The sequence below is a fragment of the Thermodesulfobacteriota bacterium genome (assembly GCA_040755095.1).
Lineage (GTDB): Bacteria > Desulfobacterota > Desulfobulbia > Desulfobulbales > JBFMBH01 > JBFMBH01.
Window position 1 is genome coordinate 17,955 of sequence record JBFMBH010000025.1, and the last position, 20,148, is coordinate 38,102.

Here is a 20,148-nt window from a genome sequence, read left to right on the forward strand (position 1 = left end):
GCGTTCTAGCCGAGCCGTGCCAGGGCGTCCCGCAACCGGTCCATGCCCGCCTCGATGTCGGCCCGGGCAGTGGCGAAGGAGAAGCGGATGAAGGCGTCCGCCCCGAAGGCGACACCGGGCACGGTGGCCAGACTGGCCTCTTCCAGGAGGTAGTCGGCCAGGTCCAGGGAGCCCTGGATGACGCGCCCACCCACCGATTTGCCGAAGTAGGCGGCGAGATTGGGGAAGACATAGAAGGCGCCCTTGGGCTTGACGCAGGTGACGCCAGGAATGGCCGCAAGGCGGGCCATGATGAGGTCCCGCCGCTCCCGGAAGCTCTGGGTCATCGCCTGCGGAAAGTCCTGGGGACCGGCCAGGGCGGCGGCCGCTGCCTTCTGGGCGATGGAGCTGGGGTTGGAGGTGCTCTGGCTCTGGATCTTGGTCATGGCGCCGATGATGTGCTTGGGGCCGACGGTATGCCCGATGCGCCAGCCGGTCATGGCAAAGGACTTCGAAACACCGTTGACAATCAGGACCTGGTCCCGCAGGTCCGGGGCGATCCTGAGGATGTGGGGCAGGGGCTCATTGTCGAAGACGATGGTGTCGTAGATGTCGTCGCTCACCACCAGCCACCGGTGCTGGCGGGCCAGGCGGGCCACCGTCTCCAGGGCCGCGGTGGAGAACACGGCGCCGGTAGGGTTCGACGGGCTGTTGAGGATGATCCCCCGGGTGCGGGGGGTGACCAGCCGTTCCAAAACCTCGGGCCGCAGGTCGAAACCGTCCGCCTCGGCCAGGGGCACGAGCACCGGCGCGGCACCGGCCAGCTGCACGATGGGCGGATAGGAAACCCAGTAGGGGCTGGGGATAAGCACCTCGTCCCCGGGCTGGAAAACTGCCTGGGCCAAATTGTAAAGGCCGTGCTTGCCGCCGCAGGAGACGACGATCTCGTCCTGGCCGTAGGTCCAGCCGTGGTCCTCCCGGAGGCGGCCGGCGATGGCCTCCTTGAGCTCGGCGATGCCCCCCACCGCGGTGTAGCGGGTGAAGCCCTGATCAATGGCAGCCTTGGCGGCCTCCCGTACATGGGCTGGCGTATCGAAATCCGGCTCACCCACCGAGAAGTTGAGGATGGGGGCGCCGGCAGCCTTCAAGGCCTTGGCCTTGGCGTCCACGGCCAGGGTTGGCGAGGGCTTGATGGGGGACAGGCGGGCGGCCAGGGGAATGGCAGGCGTGGTCATGGCAACTCCCTTTCGATGGCTGGTGTGGTTGAAAAGGTCTGGGACGTGGCCAGGAAGGCGGCCAGGCCCTCGGGCTGGTAGAAGATCTCCACCAGAAACAGCCCCTGGGGTGGCGCGGTGGGCCCGGCCAGCCGGCGGTCGCCAGCAGCCAGGAGGCCGGCGAAGTCACCCTCCTGCCGCCGGCCCCGCCCCACCTCCAGGAGGGTACCGACGATGTTGCGCACCATGTGCCGCAGAAAACCGTCGCCGACCAGCTCCACGGCCAGAATCTCCGGCCGGCCCGGCTCCGGAGCCAAAGAGGCGGCCAGAATCCGCCGGCGCGTGCCCCGGGGCGGCAGGGCCGCAAAATCCAGGGAGCCGGCGCCGCAAAAGGAGCGGAAGTCGTGCTCGCCAACCAGGGCCGCCAGGCAGCGGCCCATGGCCGGCTGGTCCAGGGACCGCGGCTCGTGGCCGGCGTACAGGCGGTCGTAAGGCAACAGGATCCGGCCTATGGCCAGACGGTAGCGGTAGCGCTTGGCCAGGGCGCTCCGCCGGGCATGGAAGCCGGCCGCGGTCTCCTCGACCGCCAGGACCCGAATATCCCGGGGCAGGAGACTGTTGGCCCCCCGGGCCAGCCCGCCGGTGGCGATGGGCCTGGCGGTCACCAGGCTCGCCACCTGCCCCAGGGCATGCACGCCGGCGTCGGTGCGACCGGCACCGTGCAGGGTGACCGCCTCTCCCAGGACTCGGCCCAGGGCCTTCTCGCAGACCTCCTGGATGGTGGCCGGATCCCGCTGCCGCTGCCAGCCCCGGTAGGCGGTGCCATCGTAGGCCAGGGTGACCTTGAGGAAGCGGCGGCCGGTCACGGGAAGAGAGGTGCTGCCAGCAGTCCCGTGGTCTCGTCCAGCCCGCAAAGGATGTTCATGTTCTGGATGGCCTGGCTGGCTGCACCCTTGCCCAGGTTGTCGATGGCCGCCACCACGATCACCCGGTTGGTGCGGGGATCGACCCGAAAGCCGATGTCGCAGAAATTGCTGCCCCGGACATACTGGGTGGCAGGCAGCTCGTCCTGGCCGTACAGGCGGACAAAGGGCTCGCCGGCATAGGCCTTGCGGTATACGGCATCGAGGTCGGCCCAGGTCGTCTTGGCGAGCAGGCGGGCATACATCGTGGACAGGATGCCCCGGCTGGTGGGCAGGAGGTGCGGAGTGAAGGAGACGGTGAGGGGCCGGCCGGCAGCCTGGGACAGCTCCTGCTCGATCTCCGGCGTGTGGCGGTGGCTGGCCACCTTGTATGCCCGGAAGCCATCGTGCACCTCGCAGAACAGACTGCCCAGGCTCAGGCCGCGACCGGCACCCGAGGTGCCGGATTTGGAGTCGGCGATGATCGAATCCGGGTCCACGAGACCGGCCGCCAAGAGGGGCGTCAGGCCCAGGATGACGCTGGTGGGGTAGCAGCCGGGATTGGCCACCAGGCGCGCCCGCCGGATCTCCTGCCGGTGGATCTCCGGCAGGCCGTAGACCGCCTCAGACAGCAGGTCGGTTGCCGTGTGCAGCTGGTACCACGCCTCGTAGACAGCCGGCTCCCGGAGCCGGAAGTCGGCGCTGAGGTCGACCACCCGGCGACCAGCGGCCAGGAGTCCGGGCACGACAGCCATGGCCGTCTGGTGGGGCACGGCCAGGAAGAACAGCTCGGCGCTCTCCGCCAGCGAGGCGGCTGGAGGCTCGACGAAGGACAGATCGGTCCTGCCCTTGAGGTGGGGGAAAACGGCTGCCACCGGCTGGCCGGCGTGCTGCCGGGAGGTGGCCAGGGTGACGTCAATCCCAGGGTGGGAGCACGCCAAGCGCAACAGCTCGACGCCGGTATACCCCGAGGCGCCGACAATGCCAACGCGCACCATGTGCGTATCCTCCGCCAACGAAAAACGGGGAAGCCCATCCCTGGATCTTCCCCGTGCAATCGAATCCTTGTCGCCGGCCGCTGCCGGCTGTACCCCTAACGCTTCGAGTACTGGAAGCGGGCGCGCGCCGACCGCTGGCCGTACTTCTTGCGCTCCTTGGCCCGGGGATCACGGGTGAGGAGCCCTGCCTTCTTCAAGGTCAGCCGATGCTCGGCATCCACACCAAGGAGGGCCTTGGCGATGCCATGGCACAGGGCGGATGCCTGGGCCACCTTGCCTCCCCCCCGCACCGTGGCCAGGATGTCAAAGCGGCCGCCGGTCTCGGTCAGCTCCAGGGGGCGCTCGATGCCCTTGTGGGTGAAGCCACCGCCGAAATAGACCTCAGGCTCCTGGTCATTGACCGTGATCCGTCCCGAGCCCGGCTGCAGCCAGACCCGGGCCACGGCCGTCTTGCGCTTTCCGGTCGCGTAGTAGCGTGTTGCCGTCATGCTGTTTCTCCGTCCGCATGGCCCTTGACGGGGGCGGTTCTTCTCCTGGCTTACAGACTGAGCTCTTCCGGTTGCTGGGCCTGGTGGGGGTGATCCGGTCCGGCGTAGATCTTGAGCTTCTTGAGCTGCTTGCGGCCCAAAGAGGTCTTGGGCAGCATCCCCCGCACCGCCCGCCGCAGCACCTCTGTCGGCTTCTTGGCCATGAGCTGCCGGGGAGTGGTTTCCTTCAGGCCGCCGAGGTAGCCGGTATGGCGATAATACACCTTGTCGTCCATCTTGTTGCCGGTCAGGCGGATCTTGTCGGCATTGACGACGACGATGAAATCGCCGACATCCATGAACGGCGCGTAGCCGGGCTTGTGCTTGCCCCGGAGCCGGAAGGCGATCTCGGCCGCCATCCGGCCGAGCACCTGATCCTGGGCATCCACCACGAACCACTTCCGCTCCACGTCCTTGACCGGAATAAGCAATGTCTTCATCGGTCGTTCCCTACCCTGTGGGATTGCATCGGGGAGGCTTTCTCCCCGGAAGAAGCAAAAAGGTCCGAACCGGGTTCGGACCTCACACCTTCTGGCCTGCCTGCCGGCCCCGTGCCGCCGTATCGCCGGGGCTCAAGGCGTTTGGAGCGGGAAACGGGATTCGAACCCGCGACTTCAACCTTGGCAAGGTTGCACTCTACCACTGAGTTATTCCCGCTCTCGAAGCACGGTCGCGCCGTGAAGGCCCCGATATAACCAGGAACCGAGTGCCTTGTCAACAGCAAAAACCCGCGGCGCCCGGCCGCCGCAATCCGCCCCCAGCAACCCTTTTCAGGCCTCGTCCGCGGCTCCGGTGTGGCGGAAGACCCAGCGGTTCACCACGTCGAAAACCTTTTCCCGCTTGATGGGCTTGGAGATGTAATCGTTCATACCGGCAGCCAGACACTTCTCCTCATCGCCCTTCATGGCCTCGGCGGTCATGGCCACGATGGGCAACCGGTCGAAGCCCTTCTGGCGAATGAGCGCGGTGGCTTCCCGGCCGTCCATGATGGGCATCCGCACGTCCATGAACACCAAGTCGTACCGGTTGGCGGTCACCTTGTCCACCGCCTCCTGGCCGTTGGCCGCCACCTCCACCTGGTAGCCACCGTTGGTGAGCATGCGCAGCGCCAGCTTCTGGTTCACCGGGTTGTCCTCCACCAGGAGGATCATCACCTGCCGCTTCCGCTCCTCGGTCACGTTGTGGTTGGTGACCAGATCCCGCTCTGCCCTGGGGCCGACATCCGGCACGCCCTTGGTCAGGGTGGTGCCGAGGATATCGAGGAAGCGCTGCCGACGCACCGGCTTGGTGGTGAAGGCGTTGAAGCCGGCCTCCTGGCACTGCCTGGAGATGCGCTCCACCGTCGACGACAGGGCCACCAGGGGCAGGCCGGCCAGGTCCTGCCGGGCGCGGATCTGGCGGGCCAGCTCCATGCCGGACAGGTCCCCCATCTGCACGTCCAGCACCGCCAGATCGAAAGGGCGCCCCTCACGGAAGGCATCCTGCAGGACGGTCAGAACCGCCCCGGGCTGCTCCAGGGCCGTGGCCTCCATGCCGGCGGCCTGCAGGAGGTGCGCAAGGATCTGCAGGTGGTTGCGGTTGTCGTCCGCCACCAGAGCCCGCCGCCCGGTCAGCTCCGCGGGCCGGGTGCGGGCCACCGCTGCCTCCGGCGCCCGACCCAGCCAGCAGGTGAAGTGGAAGGTGCTGCCCACGCCCACCTGGCTGGTCACCCAGACATCGCCGCGCATGGCCTGGGAGATCTTCTTGCAAATGGACAGGCCCAGTCCGGTGCCGCCGTATTGCCGGGATGTGGAGCCGTCCGCCTGCTCGAAGGCCTCGAAGATCTTGGCCTGCTTGTCCTCCGGGATGCCGATACCGGTGTCCCGGACGGTGAGATAGAGCCGGATGCCGTCCACCGTCTCCTCGGCCACCGAGGCGGCCAGCTCGATCTCGCCCTGGTCCGTGAACTTGGGGGCATTGCCCATGAGGTTGGTCAGCACCTGCCGGAAGCGGTGCGGGTCGCCGAAGGCCCGGGCCGGGAAGTCGTCGGACACCCGGCACAAGAGCTCGATGGGCTTGGTGCCAATCCGGACCTTCATGAGATCCACCACGTCGTAGACCGAGACCTCGGGATCGAACTCGATGTTCTCGAACTCCATCTTGCCGGCTTCGATCTTGGAGAAGTCGAGAATGTCGTTGATGAGGGCCAGGAGGTTCTCGCCGCTCTGCTTGATGGTGCCGGCAAAATCCCGCTGCTCGTCGGTGAGCTCGGAATCCATGAGCATGTCCGTGAAGCCGATGATGGCGTTCATGGGGGTGCGGATCTCGTGGCTCATGGTGGCCAAAAAGACGCTCTTGGCCTTGCTCGCCTCCTCGGCGATCCGGCGGGCCTCTTCCAGCTCCCGGTTCTGGCTCTCGATGCTCTTGGCATACTCCTCCACCTTGGCCAGGGCCTCCTCGGTCTCGTCCTGGGCCTTGGCCAGCTCGAAGGACAGCTCCTTTTCATTCTGCAGGGCCTCGATCATGGCCCGGCTCATGTCGTTGGCCTCTTTCTCCGCCTTCTTGAACTCGGTGACATCCAGGACCTGCACCACCACCCCTTCCAACTCCTGGCTCGCCAGGGGAAAGAGGTGGTATTCGTAGATGGTCTCGTCCGCCGCCTCTTCCTCGATCTTGTCCCGCCGCTTGAGATCCAATACCCGCGCCAGCACCGGCTCGCAGTTGGCCCGCCAGCCGGTGTCGGCCAGGCTCGAGATCCTCACCCCCAGCAGGATGGAAACAGGCTGGCCGTGCAGCCGCGCCGCCGTGCGGTTGAGATAGAGGATGGTGCCGTCCCTTTTCAACAGGTAGAGAGGGATGAGAATGGCATCGAGAATGCCCTGCTGCATGGCATTCTGCCAGATCTGCCCCCCGTTGGGCAGAGGAGCGGACGCGGATTCAACTGCTGCGGTCATGGCTGGCACGGTCTCGGGACGGATCAGCAGCGGCAAGGGGCGGCCCCAGAGTCCCTCGCCGATGGCACGGCCAGGGTCTCCTGCTGGCCTCCTGACGCCAGGGCAATGGATCTATCGTACAACGATGCGGATGACTTTGTGAACCGTTCCTTACGGAATCCAGTCCAGGTGCCAGAACCGGAACGCCTCAGCGGAGCGGATGATCGCCGGGTCCAAGGCGCACAGCCGGCAGAAGTGCAGGAGATGGCCCTGATTGGCCGAGATGACGTGGAGGGAGGCCCGGGAGGAGGTGGAGAAGTTCTCGTGCACGGCAACGTGGCCTTGCTCGGCCCAGGAGATCGCCTCGGCCAGCTCGGCCAGGACAAAAAAGCGCACCGGCAGCTCGGCGGCCAGCGCCGCCATGCGACCGGTGAGTCTCTCCTGCGCCATGCCTTGCCCCTTGCCCATCGCGTGTCCCCCGGACGAGAGCGTCAACCTTCCTTTCGGTCGTCGCTTGCAGGAACTTGAGGGCGCGGTCGGGCAACTTCCTTGTTGCCTTGCCCGGTCCGGAACTGATACATAGATACACCCGGGGCGGGCAGCCCGATCCCGAGCCGTGCTCCCGGTCGCCAGCCGCAACCGGGGCCTTTTCCCCAAGAGCTGCATGGAGACTGGAAGCGTCATGACCGCGCCCACGCCCCGGCAGGCCCACACCCTGCGCACCACTGCCGAGACCCGGGTCGAGGCCACCCTGGTTCTGGATGGCAGTGGCCGGGCCGAGGTGGCCACCGGGGTCCCTTTTCTCGATCACATGCTGGTGCTGTTCGCGGTGCATGGCCTTTTTGACCTGACCCTCAAGGCTGCAGGCGACGTGGAGATCGATGATCACCACACCGTGGAGGATGTGGGCATCGTTCTGGGCCAGGTCTTAAGCCAGGCCCTGGGGGACCGCCGCGGCATTCGTCGCTACGGCCAGGCCACCGTGCCCATGGACGAAACCCTGGCCCGGGTGGCGGTGGATCTCTCCAACCGCCCCTATCTGCACCTGACCGCCAGCTACCCCCACGCCCAGGTGGGTCGCTTCGACACCGGTCTGGTGCGGGAGCTCCTGCGCGCCCTTTGCCAGCACGGCGGCCTGACCCTGCATGTGGAGGTGCCGTACGGTGCTGACGGCCACCACATGATCGAGGCCCAGTTCAAGGCCCTGGGCCGGGCCCTGGACGAGGCCTCGAGCCTGGATCCCCGGCGGGTCGGCCTCCCCTCCTCCAAGGGCTTGTTGTGATGGAGCCCCTTCCCTTTCCCCACGAGGCCGCTGCCGTGAACGACAAGCTGTTGCGCCCCTGCCTGCCCATCCTTCTGGTTGCCGCAAGCCTTCTGATCGCCGCCTGTCAGGGGACCCTGCCGCCGCCACCCAGCCAGCCGGTGGCGGCGGTGGAGCATCTGGCGGTGCTGCCGGTGGAGCCGGCTGCCGACCAGGCCCGCCGCCTGGCGACCGGTGTCGAAACGGTGAACCGGCTGGTCCGCGAGGCCACGGTCCGGATGCCCGGGGTGCGGGTCCTGTCCCCGGATCAGGTGGAGAGCATTGGCACCGGCCTGTATGCGGACCGGCGGCGCACCGCCCTCCAGGTTGGACGGGAGGTGGGGGCCGAGGCGGTGCTCACCGGCGTGGTGCACCGCTTCGACGAGCGGCAGGGCGGCGAGTATGCCATTGAGGCACCGGCGTCGGTGGATCTGGAGCTGGAGCTGATGGCAGTGGCCAGCGGCCAGATCCTCTGGTCGACCCGGATCACCGAAACCCAGACCGGGGCCCTGGAGAACCTGCTGACCTTTTTCTCGTCCAAGCGAGGCCTGCGCTGGGTGACGGCGGAGGAGCTGGCCCGGGAGGGCATCGAAGAGCGGCTCCGGGAATGCCCGTATCTGAGGAGCCCTGGCACCGAGGGCCAGTGACCGGCAAGCTCTGGCAGGGATTGCGCCGGCGGGTCGGCCAGGCCATGCACCGCTACCGGATGCTGGCCGACGGCGACCGGGTGCTGGTGGCGGTATCCGGCGGGGTGGACAGCCTGTTCCTGGTCTGGCTGCTGGCCGCCTGGCGGGCCAAGGCCCCCATCGACTACCACCTTGCCGCCGTGCACCTGGACATGGGCTTCGAGCCGGCCACCGGACCGGCGGTCCGCCAGCGGCTGGCTGGCCAAGGGGTGCCCTTTTCGGTCATCGACACCGACTTCGGGGCGCGAGCCGCCGCCGAGGAGGCCCGCTCCGCCTGCTTCCACTGCGCCCGCCGGCGCCGCAACCGCCTGTTCGAGATCGCCCGCCAGGAAGGCTGCAACAAGATTGCCTTCGGCCACCATGCCGGCGACCTCATCGAGACCTTCTTTCTCAATCTCTTCTACAGCGGCAACCTCTCCACCATGGTGCCCCGCCAGGACCTCTTCGGCGGCCGGCTGGCCATCATCCGCCCCCTGGCCTTCCTGGACAAGGCCGCCATCACCGCCGCGGCTGGCGAGCTGAGCCTGGACGCCGTCGCCAACCCGTGTCCGCTGGCCGCCACCAGCCGGCGGGCCGGGATCCGCCTGCTCCTGGACGGCCTGACCCGGGACAACCCCCGCCTCAAAGCCAACATCCTGGCTGGCCTGGCCAACGTCCGCCCGGATTACCTGCTGGCCCCCCGGTGAAAACCAGCGCTCGTTGTCTGCCCTGCTTCCGGCGCCAGGCAGAAGGGGTGCTCCATCGCGCCGGGCTGGCGCCGGAGGCTGCCCGGCCAGCGATGGCAGCGGTTGAGGCCTGGCTGGCCCAGGTGCAGCCACAGCTCAGTCCGCCGGAAAACGCCGCCAGCCTTTACCGCCTGCTGGCTGCCATCCTGCACGACCCGGATCCCTTCCGGACGATGAAAAAGGCGGCCAACCGTTTGGCCCTGGACCTCCTGCCCCGCCTGCAGAGGATGATGCCGGTCCAGGGGGACCGCCTGGCGGCCGCGGTGCGCCTGGCCATCGCCGGCAATGTCATCGACTGCGGTGCCCCCCACAGCCTCAAGCTGGATCGGGTTCTGGCCAGCTGCCTCGCCAGACCCCTGGCGGTGGACCATCTCGAGCGCCTCCGCCACGGCTTGACCACGGCGGATCGGGTGCTCTTTCTGGGCGACAACGCCGGCGAAGTGGCCTTCGATCGACTGCTCCTGGAAGAGCTGCCGGCTCCGTCCACCTACGTCGTGCGGTCGGTGCCGGTGATCAACGATGCCTTGAAGGAGGATGCCCTGGCCTGCGGCCTCCACCGGCGGGCCGCTTTGACCACTTCGGGCTGCGACTGTCCGGGCACGGTGCTGGCCCGCTGCCGGCCGGCGTTCCGGCAGATCTTTGCCCAGGCCCCGCTCGTGATCAGCAAGGGCCAGGGCAACTTCGAGACCTTGAGCGACGTGCCGGCGCCGGTGGTCTTCCTGTTCACGGTCAAGTGCCCGGTAGTGGCCGAGCACCTGGGCCAGCTCACCGGCTTGGCTCCGGAGGAAGGGGATATGGTGGTGCTGGCTCATCCCCGGTGGGACTGGGACCAGGGCCAGGCCCTGGACAAGACCGGGGCGGCGTGATTACTCTATGGGCTTGCCGAGGCTGGGCGCGGCCGTGGAGGGACACGGCTCCCTGTCTGGCCTCCCCCCGCAACCAGGGCAAGGAGGGTTTGAGCCATGCCGATCTACGAGTACCGCTGCCGCGCCTGCGGCCGCATCTTCGAATGTCTGGTGACCGTGAGCAGCGGCAGCCAGCAGCAGACCTGCCGGTATTGCGGCAGCCAGGAGACGGACAAGACCTTTTCCGCCTTCAGCTGCCGGAGTGGCTCGGCGGCGAGCCTTACCAGCAGCGGCGGAGGCGGCTGCAGCCCGCGCGGCGGCTTCAAGTGAGGATGAAAGCGCGGTCCGGTCGGACCGCCTGTCTGCCCCGGAGGGCCTGTCTGAAACGACCACGGCCCGACCCATCTTTCGGATGGATCGGGCCGTGGTCGTTTCAGGGCCGAAAAAGCGTGCTACTTCTTCCGGCTGGTCTTGGAGAAGTCGTAAACCACCTCGTTGGGCCGCACCAGCCCAAACCGGTTGCGGGCGATCTGCTCGAGGAAGGCCGGGTCGTTCTCCAGCTTCTCCAGCTCCTGGGACAGCTCCGCGACGGCCCGGCTGCTGTCCTCAATCTGGGCCGTCACCTGGGCCCGCTGGCGATGGACGTCGTAGAGCTGCCACAGGCCGTAAGGTCCGGCCAGAAGCCAGCCCAGGAGCAGGATCAGGATGCCGGTACCGACAGCGACAAGCCGCCGGTCCTCACTGGCCAGCCTGCCCCGCCCCCCTGCCCTGCCGTGCAACACCATGGACCGCCCCTGTGCCCCGCGCTGAGCTTCCCCTGGACCGCCCCCTGCACCTCGTTGTGCGGCTTCACCACACGACCAGCTCACTCTACGCGAGTCGTGGCCGTCTTGCAATGGGGGAGCACGGGGCTACCAGCCTTGCCAAGCAGCGCCTGCAGGTAGGCCCGCACCGAACGGGGATAGAGCGCCGCGCTTCTGCCCAGCCGCGGCAGACTGACCGCCTGCCAGTTGATCTCGTCCTCCACCGGGAGCCGGCCGCGCAGGTAAATGGTGTCCAGGACCGCCTTCTCCGGCCGGGCGAGAAAGGCGCCGTTGGCCGATTCAAAGCCCCAGAACAGGGATTCCTTGATTCGGGAATACTCGATGACCGCGCCTGGGAGGACGACCCGGTTCCGGCGGCCCACCGACGGGGCCAAGGTCACCACCGTGCAAACCGTGGGCGCCTGGTCCAGAAGGCCGTGGGCATTGAGGGCCCACTCCGCGGAGATGTAGGACGGTGGCCGCAGAAAACAGGCGATCTGCTCAATCGTCGGCTCCTGGCCAGCAATCCGGGCCTTCCAGACATTGACATAGCAGCCACGGATCAGACGCGCCACATCCCCCCGCTTCACAGCCCGATTGAGCAGGATCTGCGGCGATGGGGCCAGTTTGCCGACATCCGCTGACCGGAACAGCAGCGGCAGGAAGGCGAGGATATCTTGTCTCCGCTGGTGCTTTCTAGAAGAGGGCATCGGGGAGGCTGGCAAGCACCCTGTGGACGGACGCGAGCATGGTCGGCAGATGGGTCGACTCCAGGGCGTCGGCCACGGCAGCGGGCACGAAGCGTTTCAGGTCGTCCAGAATCTGCGCCCGGGTGAGGTCGCCGTGCGCACCCAGATCCCGAAGAACATCGGCGACCGAGCGCCGCTGCGTGAAATCGTACATCCTGATCTTGCGTGCCACAGTCTCGGGATCGGCCTTGACCCCACAGGTCTGCTCGAGAAACCAGATGTCCCAGAAATCTCGACCCTTGTACGCCGGCCGCTCCAGAAGAGCGCGCAGCTTGCCAGCCATGATCTCCGGCAGGGTCTCTGCCAGAAGGATGGCATGGGGATCGGTCTTGAGGCTGCCGCCCTGCAGGCGCTGCGCCACCGCCGGCAGGGTGCCCATGATCATCGGCTGGGTGTCGGGTCGCAGCGGACCGACGATCCGTTGAAACTCAAGCTTCACGGCAATCTTGCCGCGGAAGTTGGCCGGCGCAAACCGGACCCAGGCCTTGCCAAGGGGGCCGGCCATGCCCTCGGTCTGCAGCTCCAGGCGTCCGGGCCCCAGGTGCGCCACCAGATCGCGTCGGATCGCTGATCCGGCCTTGGCCAGCAAGGCACAGACCTCATCCGCCGCCAGGCAGCTTTCGAAGTCCAGGTCCTCGGAAAACCGGCTGCCGCCATAGCACCAGCGAAGGGCCGTTCCCCCCTGGAAAAAGAGGCCGGAGCTTGCCGGGTGACGAAAGAGGTGGGCAATGAGCACAAGTTGAATGATTTCAGCCCGTTGGATGTATGAAGCCTGCCATATCTTCATACCATGAAGGTATCATTTTTGATAAATAACGTCAACGGATATCCCCAAACGGCCTACCACTGCACTCCATCGGCTACGGCCTGGCTCTCCTCCCGCTACCCGCCCACCCCTTCGAACAGCGGGGTGGACAGATAGCGCTCGGCAGCATCCGGGAAGATCACGACGATGGTCCTGCCGGCCAGCGCCGGCAGGCTGGCCAGGCGTACGGCCACCAGGCCGGCGGCACCGCTGGAGATGCCGGCCAGGATGCCCTCTTCCAGGGCGAGGCGGCGGGTAAAGGCGATGGCCTCGGCGCTGTCCACCTGCTCCACCCGGTCCACCATGGTCAGGTCCAAGGTATCCGGGATGAAGCCGGCGCCGATGCCCTGGATCTTGTGGGGACCCGGCTGCAAGGCCTGGCCGGCCAGCTGCTGGGCGATGACCGGGCTTTCCTTGGGCTCCACCGCCACCGACAGGATGGCCTTGCCGCAGGTCTTCTTGATGTAGCGGGAGACACCGGTGATGGTGCCGCCGGTGCCGACGCCGGCCACCAGCGCATCCACCGCACCGCCGGTGTCGTTCCAGATCTCGGGGCCGGTGGTCTCTTCGTGGATGGCGGGATTGGCCGGGTTCTTGAACTGCTGCGGCAGGAACCAGCGTCCGGGATCCGAGGCAGCCAGGTCCTCGGCCCGAGCCACCGCCCCCTTCATGCCCTCGGCCCCCGGCGTCAGGATGAGGCTGGCACCCAGGGCGGCCAGCACCCGGCGCCGCTCGATGCTCATGGTCTCCGGCATGGTGAGCGTCAGCCTGTAGCCCCGCGCCGCGGCCACATAGGCCAGGGCGATGCCGGTGTTGCCGGAGGTCGGCTCCACGATCTCCCGGCCCGGCCCGAGGAGACCCCGGGCCTCGGCGTCCCAGATCATGCTGGCACCGATGCGGCATTTGACGGAATAGGCCGGGTTTCGGCCCTCGATCTTGGCCAGCACCGTGGCGCCGGTCCCGGCGGTGACGCGGTTCAGGCGGATGAGGGGGGTGTTGCCGATGGAGCGGGAGTTGTCCTCGTAGATGCGTGCCATGTGGTGCCTCCTTGACGACCGTGAAGCCGCAAAGGGTCTTCCTGGAAAGGACCATAGTCTACAAAAATAATAGACAAACTATACGTTCAGGGAAGGCCTGTCAAGAAAGCCTGCGGGCACCGCGCCCCGGACTGTGCCGACCCGTCCGGGGAGAGCCGGCTGCCGCCGGGGGCTGCCCACCGCGCCGGGCTGGACAGGAATGTGAGCCATCCTTCACAGATCAGGGCTGCAGGCGAAGGGTTGTTCTCTTGCTGGCGGGCCGGGAGGGGCACTATCTTGGCACGCTCTGCGCCTCCCACTCCAATGAACCGGATCGACCGCCCCCGCCGTATGGAGTCAACATGAACAGGCTTGATCTTGAGCCCCAGCCCGCCGACCAGCCGGCGCGGATTCTGCTCGCAGGAGATGACAGCCATCTTTTGGCCATCATGGCCGAGGTGATCGGCCGGCTGGGCTATGGCGCCGACACCGCCCGGGACGGGACAGAGGCCATGGACTGCCTGCAGCGAGGCCATTACCCCCTGGTGGTCAGCGACATCGGCCTGCCGGGTATGGACGGCCGGGCCCTGCTGCAGCATATCCACGTCCATTGCCGGGCCACCAGGGTCATCCTGACCCCGCGTCCGGACGAGGCCACGAGTGCCTCGGAGCTCTTGCGGGCCGGAGCTGCCGACGTTTTGCGCAAGCCGTTTCGGCTGACGGACCTGGAGGCCAAGATCCGGCGGGTGCTGGGAGCCTTGCCGCCGGCCGGTGGCGCCGGAGTGGTCCGCCGGATACCGCCGGCGGCGTGTCCAGGGGAGAATGGCCCGGACCCCGGCCTGTTCGAGGCGATCACCCACCCGGTCTACGTGATCGATATCGAGACCTATACCGTGCTGTACGCCAACAGCAGTGCCGGCTTTGGCCCTCTGGTCGGTCATCCCCTCTGCTACCGCCTCACCCACGGCAGCGACCAGCCCTGTTCCGGCCCGGACGGCCCCTGCCCGCTGGCGATCGTGAAGAGGACCGGCCAGCCGGCCACGGTGGAGCACCGGCACCGGGACAGCCGCGGCAACGAATACCTGGTCGAGGTGCACGCGTACCCGATCCGGGACGAGAGGGGGGTCCCCAGGCGGGTGCTGGAGTATTGCCTGGACGTCACCGGGCGCAAGCAGGCCACGGACAGCCCGGCCCAGGCCACGAGCGGCCCCGAGGGCGCCAGTCTGTGGCGGCAGATCCTGGCCACAGCCAGCCACGAGATCCGCACCCCCATGGCCGCCATCCTCGGCGTCAGCCAGCTCGCCCTGGAGACCAGGCTTACCCCGGAGCAGCACCGCTACCTGTGCGTGGTCCAGAATTCCGCCCAGGCGATGATGAAGATCATCGACAACCTCCTGGACCTCTCCAAGGCCGAGGCGGGAGCGGTGACCCTGGAGCGGCAGCCCTTCGACCTGGCAGCTACCGTGGCCGGCTGTGTCGAGACCCTCGCCGCCATGGCGCACAGGAAGGGCATTGATCTGCGCTGCCAGCTGGCGGACGACCTCCCCACCTCGGTGGTGGGAGACAGCGGCCGTCTGCGCCAGGTCCTGCTCAATCTGGTCGGCAACGCCGTGAAGTTCACGCACCAGGGCCATGTGGCCGTACACGTGGAGTGCCTGAGCCAGGAGCGCGGCAAGGCGGTGCTCCACTTCCAGGTGGCGGACACCGGCATCGGCATCCCGGCCGAGGCCCAGCATCTGATCTTCACCAGCTACCGGCAGGCGGATCCAGGCATCAGCCGGAGCTACGGCGGCACCGGGCTGGGGCTTGCCATCTGCCGCCAGCTGGTGACGCTCTTCGGCGGCGAGATCTGGGTGGAGAGTGAGCCGGGGGCCGGCAGCACCTTCCATGTCACCGCAGCCTTCGATCTCCTGTCAGGGCAGGACTAGCCGCCGGCTCTGGTCCGGGATGCAGCCGGGGGACGGACGCGCAGCGTGCGAATGCGGGGACAACGGGGCGCCACTGAAGACCGGTGGCGCCGGCTGGCAGGAAGAAGACGGGATGCCGCCCCCGGGCCGGTGGCCAACCCGGGGGCGGTGGCCGGCGGCTAGCGGAAGAAGCCGGTCTGGCTGATGAAGCTCCACAGATCCCGCTGGATGAAGGCCGGATGGCCGCTGGGAGCGAAGAAGGCGTAGACCTGGTACCAGCCCGAGGGCAGCCCCGCGGTAGGCAAGGGTCCCAGGAGGGGCACCGCCTGGTCGAGACCAAGGGGGAGCCGCAGGCCCGCCGCATAGGGCTGCCAGCTCGCCAGCTGGTCCAGACGTCCCGGCTGGACGCCGCTCCGGGTGATGAACAGCACCTGGCCGCCGGGCATGCCAGGAACGGCCAGGGCCAGATACAGATCCACCGGATCCCGGAACGACATGTTGCCCAGCCAGGCCTGGATGGTGAGTGTACATCCCGGGCCGCACTGCATGTTGGTCCAGATGTCGATCTCCGGCATGAGGTCAAAGGCGTCCACCAGATCCCATTGGGTGAGCTGCGGCAGGATGCCGGAGAAGGTGGGATCCGGGAAGGAGTTGGCCACCGGCGGCCCTTCCTCGGTAAACTCCGGCAGCAAAGTCCGCAGGCTCGCGATCCGGTCCACGAAGAACTGGGACAGATCGAGGACAAAATCGTTGTTGATGAGCTGGGGCCCGGAAAGCGCCATCTGGAATTCCCGGGCACCGGCGATCACCCCTTGCACATCGGTGCCAGGATCGAGACCGATGAGGTCGTCGCTCTGGTCGTCGGTCTCGGCGGCCATGGCCTGATAGGCGGCCACAAAGGCGTCGATGGCCGCCGAGGCCAGCAGCCGGCCGTAGCTCAGCCACTGGGGGCTCTGCAGCTTCAGGAGGTTCGGATAGTCCCGCAGGATGCTCCGGGGCGTGACGCTGATCTCCTGCTGGATGTCGCTCAAGGTCTTGTCGATATCCACATTCAGGTTGTAGGCGCCGGGCGAAAGGACCCAGGCCAGGGTTCCCAGACAGGCGCCCCTGAGCATGAGGACGTCGCCGTAGTCCACCTCGGCGGCCTCCATGCCGGGCCATTCGTTGGCCGCCAGCTGCAGGACGAAGCTGGGCTGGATGCGGTCCAGGCGGCCGAGGCCGGCGGAAATGGGCGGAAAGAAGGCCTGGATGAAGCCCTGGATCAGCTCGCCGCTCCCGGGTGCGTTGCCCGGCAGCACCACGTCCCCGAAGTGATTCCTGGGCAGGTCCGCGGTCCAGTTGAAGAGGTCCCGTCCCTGGGGATCGACTCCGAGCCGGTCCAGGAGGCTGTTGAAGGTCGGGGACCGGGTGGCCATGGCGATGCCGGTCAGGGTGGCGAAGAAGTTGGCGGCCTGATGATTGGGGCTTTCGGCCAGCGCCGCCCGGAAATGGCCGTCGGCGCCGGCCAGGTCGCCGTTCTGCAAGGCCTGGCGGCCGGCCGCCACCTCGACCGCCGGGTCGGCGGCCGCCCATCCCGCCGGCCAGCACAGAAGGACAACCGCCAGCACCAGGCCCAAGCGCACGTACCGTTCCATCACGTATCCCTCCCCTGTTCCAGTTTTCTCAGCCGTTCCAAATGGGGCGAAAAGATCGCCCGCTCCCCTGTTTCCAGCTGGCCCTGCCGGGTCAGGGCAAAGCCGTGCCGCAGCACCAGAACCTGCGCCGGCAGGGCGATGAAGGCCTCGCCGGTGTCCAGCCGGCTGCCGCCGGCGGTCAGGTGCACGGCACCCGCCAGGCGGATGCCCCGGGGGTGGCTCTGCCACTGGGCCCGGCCGGCAGCCAGCTGCCAGCTGTCCCCAACCGCCACCTGCAGCCGGACGAGCTCGACGCCCCCGCCTGGCGCCAGGGCCGCCAGCCGCTCCACCCCGGTGACCAGGCCCGCCAGGGGGGAGTTGCTCTCCTCATCCCCTGCCGGCGACCGCTCCTGCCCCTGGTCCCGCACCGAGACCCCCGTGAGGCTGAGATCCCGCAGAAAGTTGAGGCGCAGCCCCCCCAGACGGCGGCTGGCCAGTGTCATAGCCTCGACCCGTGTTTCCCAGCCCCGGCCCGTGTCCAGGTCCAGAAGCTCCAGCACCAGGCCAGAGGCGGCGCAGGTGACGGCAGTCGGCTGGGACACCGGGGCCTGCCGGCTGAGCGGCCGCCGGCGGAGGTCTCCCCTCGCCGGCCACCACAGAAGGCCGACCATCAGGAAGCCGGCCGCGGTGGCCCCAACGATGCGGCGAAAAGGTCCCACGGCGTGAACGTGAAGAAGAATGGAAGAAGGCTTGGATGAGACTCACCCGGCTGCAGGTTATAGCCCTGGCCTCACCCCCTTGTCAAGGAATTGCCGTCCGTCGGGTTGCACCGCGACGGCCTCCACCAACACCCGAGGCCCTCTTTGCCCGGGACAGGAAAGGCTGGCCTGACATTCCGTTCAATCAACACTGCGCAGCCCTGATCCCGGTGTCGGGATCATCTTACGCCCCTCGATTGTCAAAGGCGAAGGTGACCTGCTCCTCCCGCTCTCACAACCTGCTCATTAATCGTTTCTTGATTTGACGTTCCCCGTTCATGCCTGTTAATGGACGGGAGCATCAACTAGGAGCCTGTCGGACTTGAGCCAAAACCGGTCATGTCGATACCATATATGGTATGTGCGATCTTGATGACTACCCTATATCGTATGCGGAACACTAAAAAAGGCCTAAGTCCGACAGACTCCTAGGCTAGTGTCGCCCTGTTGCCCTCGCCCCCCCACGTCAGGCGTCAACGCCGGAGGGATACTGATGAGAAAGAAATCTCACGCACCAGGCGCAGGAACAAGATTTGTCGTCCTCTTGGCCGTCCTCTTGCTCACCCCCTGGTCCTGGGCACAAGTGCCTTCGCTGAGGCCGGCCGGGGATGCTTCTCCGGAGGTTTCGTCACCGGCTACCACGACGTTGCCCGCTGGGGTGAACCCAGATTGGTGGCAGGAGGCGCAGCGAGGACTCCGCCAGGCCGAGTACCATATTGTCAGGCAAGGGGAGAAGGCGTCTCCCAGCGCAGAGCCCTCGTGGCAAGCGGCGAACCGGGGCCACAACCTCAGAACTTCCTTCACCGACCACGGCATTCGGGTCACACCGCGGAGCCCGGGGGAAGCTTTGACCTGGACCTGGGAGCTCACACTCACAGGCCTCGGCAATGAGAACGGAGTACACCCCGTAGGTGCAGCGACCCGCGCGGCCTCGAACAACCGCATCGAGTACCGGCGGCCGGAGCTTATCGAGTGGTATGTGAACAGCGAAGAAGGGCTGGAACAGGGCTTCACCCTGCACAGGCCTCCCTCGCCACCCGATGGTCGGGATGTGGTCCTGCAGCTCACCTTAGGAGGCGACGTCCGAGGGGCCCTCGACGCCTCGTCGGGGTCCATCGAGCTGCTAAGCGCGGGGGGCGTGCGCGTGCTCGACTTCGGCCGACTGCGGACCGTGGATGCCACCGGCCTCGAGCTGCCGACCCACTTTGTGCTGGCGGACAACCACCTGGACATCGTGGTGGCGGCAGGAGAGGCAGTATACCCAATTGTGGTCGACCCGCTTGCCACGTCCCCGGCTTGGACGGCGGAATCGAACCAGGCGGGTGCGGAGCTGGGTTGGTCAGTTGCCACGGCCGGGGATGTGAACGGCGACGGCTACGGTGATGTCATCGTTGGCGTCCCCATCTTCGATAATGGCGAGACCGATGAGGGCCGGGCCTGTCTTTTTCTGGGAGGGTCATCAGGGCTTGGGGCGAGTCCGGCCTGGACAGCGGAGTCGAACCAGACAGGTGCGGAACTGGGTATTTCAGTGGCCACGGCCGGTGATGTGAACGGCGACGGCTTCAGCGATGTCATCGTTGGGGCGCACAAGTTCGACCGCGGCGAGACCAACGAGGGCCGCGTCTATCTTTATGTGGGCGGGCCAACGGGCCTAGCGGCGAGTCCGGCTTGGACCGCGGAGTCGAACCAGATTGGGGCCCAGCTCGGTTGGTCAGTGGCCACGCCCGGTGACGTGAACGGCGACGGCTTCAGTGATGTCATTGTCGGGGCCCTCGGATTCGACAGTGGTCAGACCGACGAGGGACGCGCCTTTCTCTACCTGGGCGGGCCCGCGGGCCTGGCGGCGAGTCCGGCCTGGACAGCGGAGTCGAATCAGGTGGGTGCGAGCCTCGGTTCGTCAGTTGCCATGGCCGGTGACGTGAACAGCGACGGCTACAGTGATGTCATTGTCGGGGCCTTCGGGTTCGACAATGGTCAGACCGACGAGGGACGCGCCTTTCTCTACCTGGGCGGGCCCGCGGGCCTGGCGGCGAGTCCGGCCTGGACAGCGGAGTCGAACCAGGTTGGGGCCCAGCTCGGTTGGTCAGTGGCCACGGCCGGTGACGTGAACGGCGACGGCTACAGTGATGTCATTGTCGGGGCCCTCGGGTTCGACAATGGTCAGACCGACGAGGGACGCGCCTTTCTCTACCTGGGCGGGTCCGCGGGCCTGGCGGCGAGCCCGGCCTGGACAGCGGAGTCGAATCAGGTGGGTGCGAGCCTCGGTTCGTCAGTTGCCATGGCCGGTGACGTGAACGGCGACGGCTACAGTGATGTCATTGTCGGGGCCTTCGGGTTCGACAATGGTCAGACCGTCGAGGGACGCGCCTTTCTCTACCTGGGCGGGCCAATGGGCCTGGCACCGAATCC

The 20,148-nt window shown here is 67.2% G+C and carries 20 protein-coding genes and 1 tRNA gene; 7 read left to right on the top strand and 14 right to left on the bottom strand.

What is annotated here, in order from left to right:
- Window positions 1-5: 5 nt before the first annotated feature.
- The 8 genes from AB1634_05945 to AB1634_05980 all read right to left on the bottom strand — a co-directional run bounded on the left by AB1634_05945 (window position 6) and on the right by AB1634_05980 (window position 6,982).
- Window positions 6-1,214: a pyridoxal phosphate-dependent aminotransferase gene (locus AB1634_05945; protein MEW6219064.1), complete on the bottom strand. Its 1,209-nt coding sequence runs from the start codon at window positions 1,212-1,214 to the stop codon at window positions 6-8.
- Window positions 1,211-2,059, bottom strand: a complete 849-nt coding sequence (gene truA, locus AB1634_05950; protein ID MEW6219065.1) for a tRNA pseudouridine(38-40) synthase TruA — start codon at window positions 2,057-2,059, stop codon at window positions 1,211-1,213. The genes AB1634_05945 and truA overlap by 4 nt, the downstream gene beginning before the upstream one ends.
- Window positions 2,056-3,093, bottom strand: a complete 1,038-nt coding sequence (gene argC, locus AB1634_05955) for an N-acetyl-gamma-glutamyl-phosphate reductase (GenBank protein ID MEW6219066.1) — start codon at window positions 3,091-3,093, stop codon at window positions 2,056-2,058. The genes truA and argC overlap by 4 nt, the downstream gene beginning before the upstream one ends.
- Before the next feature lie 95 nt (window positions 3,094-3,188).
- Window positions 3,189-3,581, bottom strand: coding sequence for a 30S ribosomal protein S9 (rpsI, locus tag AB1634_05960; GenBank protein ID MEW6219067.1), 393 nt, complete (start codon window positions 3,579-3,581; stop codon window positions 3,189-3,191).
- A gap of 50 nt (window positions 3,582-3,631) precedes the next feature.
- Window positions 3,632-4,060: a 50S ribosomal protein L13 gene (gene rplM / locus AB1634_05965; GenBank protein MEW6219068.1), complete on the bottom strand. Its 429-nt coding sequence runs from the start codon at window positions 4,058-4,060 to the stop codon at window positions 3,632-3,634.
- A gap of 142 nt (window positions 4,061-4,202) precedes the next feature.
- A tRNA-Gly gene (locus AB1634_05970) sits at window positions 4,203-4,277 on the bottom strand.
- Between the two features lie 113 nt (window positions 4,278-4,390).
- On the bottom strand, window positions 4,391-6,487 hold the full coding sequence (locus tag AB1634_05975; protein MEW6219069.1) for a response regulator: 2,097 nt from the start codon (window positions 6,485-6,487) through the stop codon (window positions 4,391-4,393).
- A gap of 216 nt (window positions 6,488-6,703) precedes the next feature.
- On the bottom strand, window positions 6,704-6,982 hold the full coding sequence (locus tag AB1634_05980) for a hypothetical protein (GenBank protein MEW6219070.1): 279 nt from the start codon (window positions 6,980-6,982) through the stop codon (window positions 6,704-6,706).
- Between the two features lie 232 nt (window positions 6,983-7,214).
- Between AB1634_05980 and hisB the strand changes: the two genes are divergently transcribed.
- The 5 genes from hisB to AB1634_06005 all read left to right on the top strand — a co-directional run bounded on the left by hisB (window position 7,215) and on the right by AB1634_06005 (window position 10,418).
- The gene (gene hisB, locus AB1634_05985) at window positions 7,215-7,814 is read left to right on the top strand and encodes an imidazoleglycerol-phosphate dehydratase HisB (GenBank protein MEW6219071.1); all 600 of its coding nucleotides are present in this window, start codon (window positions 7,215-7,217) and stop codon (window positions 7,812-7,814) included.
- A gap of 35 nt (window positions 7,815-7,849) precedes the next feature.
- Complete coding sequence (locus AB1634_05990; protein MEW6219072.1) at window positions 7,850-8,479, top strand: hypothetical protein; 630 nt, start codon at window positions 7,850-7,852, stop codon at window positions 8,477-8,479.
- Window positions 8,440-9,204, top strand: a complete 765-nt coding sequence (locus tag AB1634_05995) for an ATP-binding protein (protein MEW6219073.1) — start codon at window positions 8,440-8,442, stop codon at window positions 9,202-9,204. The genes AB1634_05990 and AB1634_05995 overlap by 40 nt, the downstream gene beginning before the upstream one ends.
- Window positions 9,201-10,109 carry an ARMT1-like domain-containing protein gene (locus AB1634_06000; protein MEW6219074.1) on the top strand — a complete coding sequence of 303 codons (909 nt, stop codon included), beginning with the start codon at window positions 9,201-9,203 and terminating at the stop codon, window positions 10,107-10,109. The genes AB1634_05995 and AB1634_06000 overlap by 4 nt, the downstream gene beginning before the upstream one ends.
- A 96-nt stretch (window positions 10,110-10,205) precedes the next feature.
- Complete coding sequence (locus AB1634_06005; GenBank protein MEW6219075.1) at window positions 10,206-10,418, top strand: zinc ribbon domain-containing protein; 213 nt, start codon at window positions 10,206-10,208, stop codon at window positions 10,416-10,418.
- A 122-nt stretch (window positions 10,419-10,540) separates the two neighbouring features.
- Here the strand turns inward: AB1634_06005 and AB1634_06010 are convergent, their stop codons facing one another.
- From AB1634_06010 to cysK, 4 genes are all read right to left on the bottom strand, one after another.
- Window positions 10,541-10,873, bottom strand: a complete 333-nt coding sequence (locus AB1634_06010) for a septum formation initiator family protein (protein ID MEW6219076.1) — start codon at window positions 10,871-10,873, stop codon at window positions 10,541-10,543.
- 80 nt (window positions 10,874-10,953) lie between these two features.
- Window positions 10,954-11,466 carry a hypothetical protein gene (locus tag AB1634_06015; protein MEW6219077.1) on the bottom strand — a complete coding sequence of 171 codons (513 nt, stop codon included), beginning with the start codon at window positions 11,464-11,466 and terminating at the stop codon, window positions 10,954-10,956.
- A gap of 121 nt (window positions 11,467-11,587) precedes the next feature.
- Window positions 11,588-12,376 (bottom strand): nucleotidyl transferase AbiEii/AbiGii toxin family protein, encoded by a 789-nt coding sequence (locus tag AB1634_06020; GenBank protein ID MEW6219078.1) that lies wholly within the window; start codon window positions 12,374-12,376, stop codon window positions 11,588-11,590.
- Between the two features lie 146 nt (window positions 12,377-12,522).
- The gene (gene cysK, locus AB1634_06025) at window positions 12,523-13,482 is read right to left on the bottom strand and encodes a cysteine synthase A (protein ID MEW6219079.1); all 960 of its coding nucleotides are present in this window, start codon (window positions 13,480-13,482) and stop codon (window positions 12,523-12,525) included.
- A 341-nt stretch (window positions 13,483-13,823) separates the two neighbouring features.
- Here cysK and AB1634_06030 point away from each other — a divergent pair, with 341 nt between their 5' ends.
- The gene (locus AB1634_06030) at window positions 13,824-15,389 is read left to right on the top strand and encodes an ATP-binding protein (GenBank protein ID MEW6219080.1); all 1,566 of its coding nucleotides are present in this window, start codon (window positions 13,824-13,826) and stop codon (window positions 15,387-15,389) included.
- A 158-nt stretch (window positions 15,390-15,547) separates the two neighbouring features.
- Here the strand turns inward: AB1634_06030 and AB1634_06035 are convergent, their stop codons facing one another.
- Both AB1634_06035 and AB1634_06040 read right to left on the bottom strand, forming a co-directional pair.
- Window positions 15,548-17,005, bottom strand: a complete 1,458-nt coding sequence (locus AB1634_06035) for a hypothetical protein (GenBank protein ID MEW6219081.1) — start codon at window positions 17,003-17,005, stop codon at window positions 15,548-15,550.
- Window positions 17,002-17,583 (bottom strand): hypothetical protein, encoded by a 582-nt coding sequence (locus AB1634_06040; GenBank protein MEW6219082.1) that lies wholly within the window; start codon window positions 17,581-17,583, stop codon window positions 17,002-17,004. The genes AB1634_06035 and AB1634_06040 overlap by 4 nt, the downstream gene beginning before the upstream one ends.
- Before the next feature lie 1,003 nt (window positions 17,584-18,586).
- Between AB1634_06040 and AB1634_06045 the strand changes: the two genes are divergently transcribed.
- On the top strand, window positions 18,587-20,148 hold a 1,562-nt coding region (locus AB1634_06045; protein ID MEW6219083.1), incomplete at its 3' end, for an integrin alpha.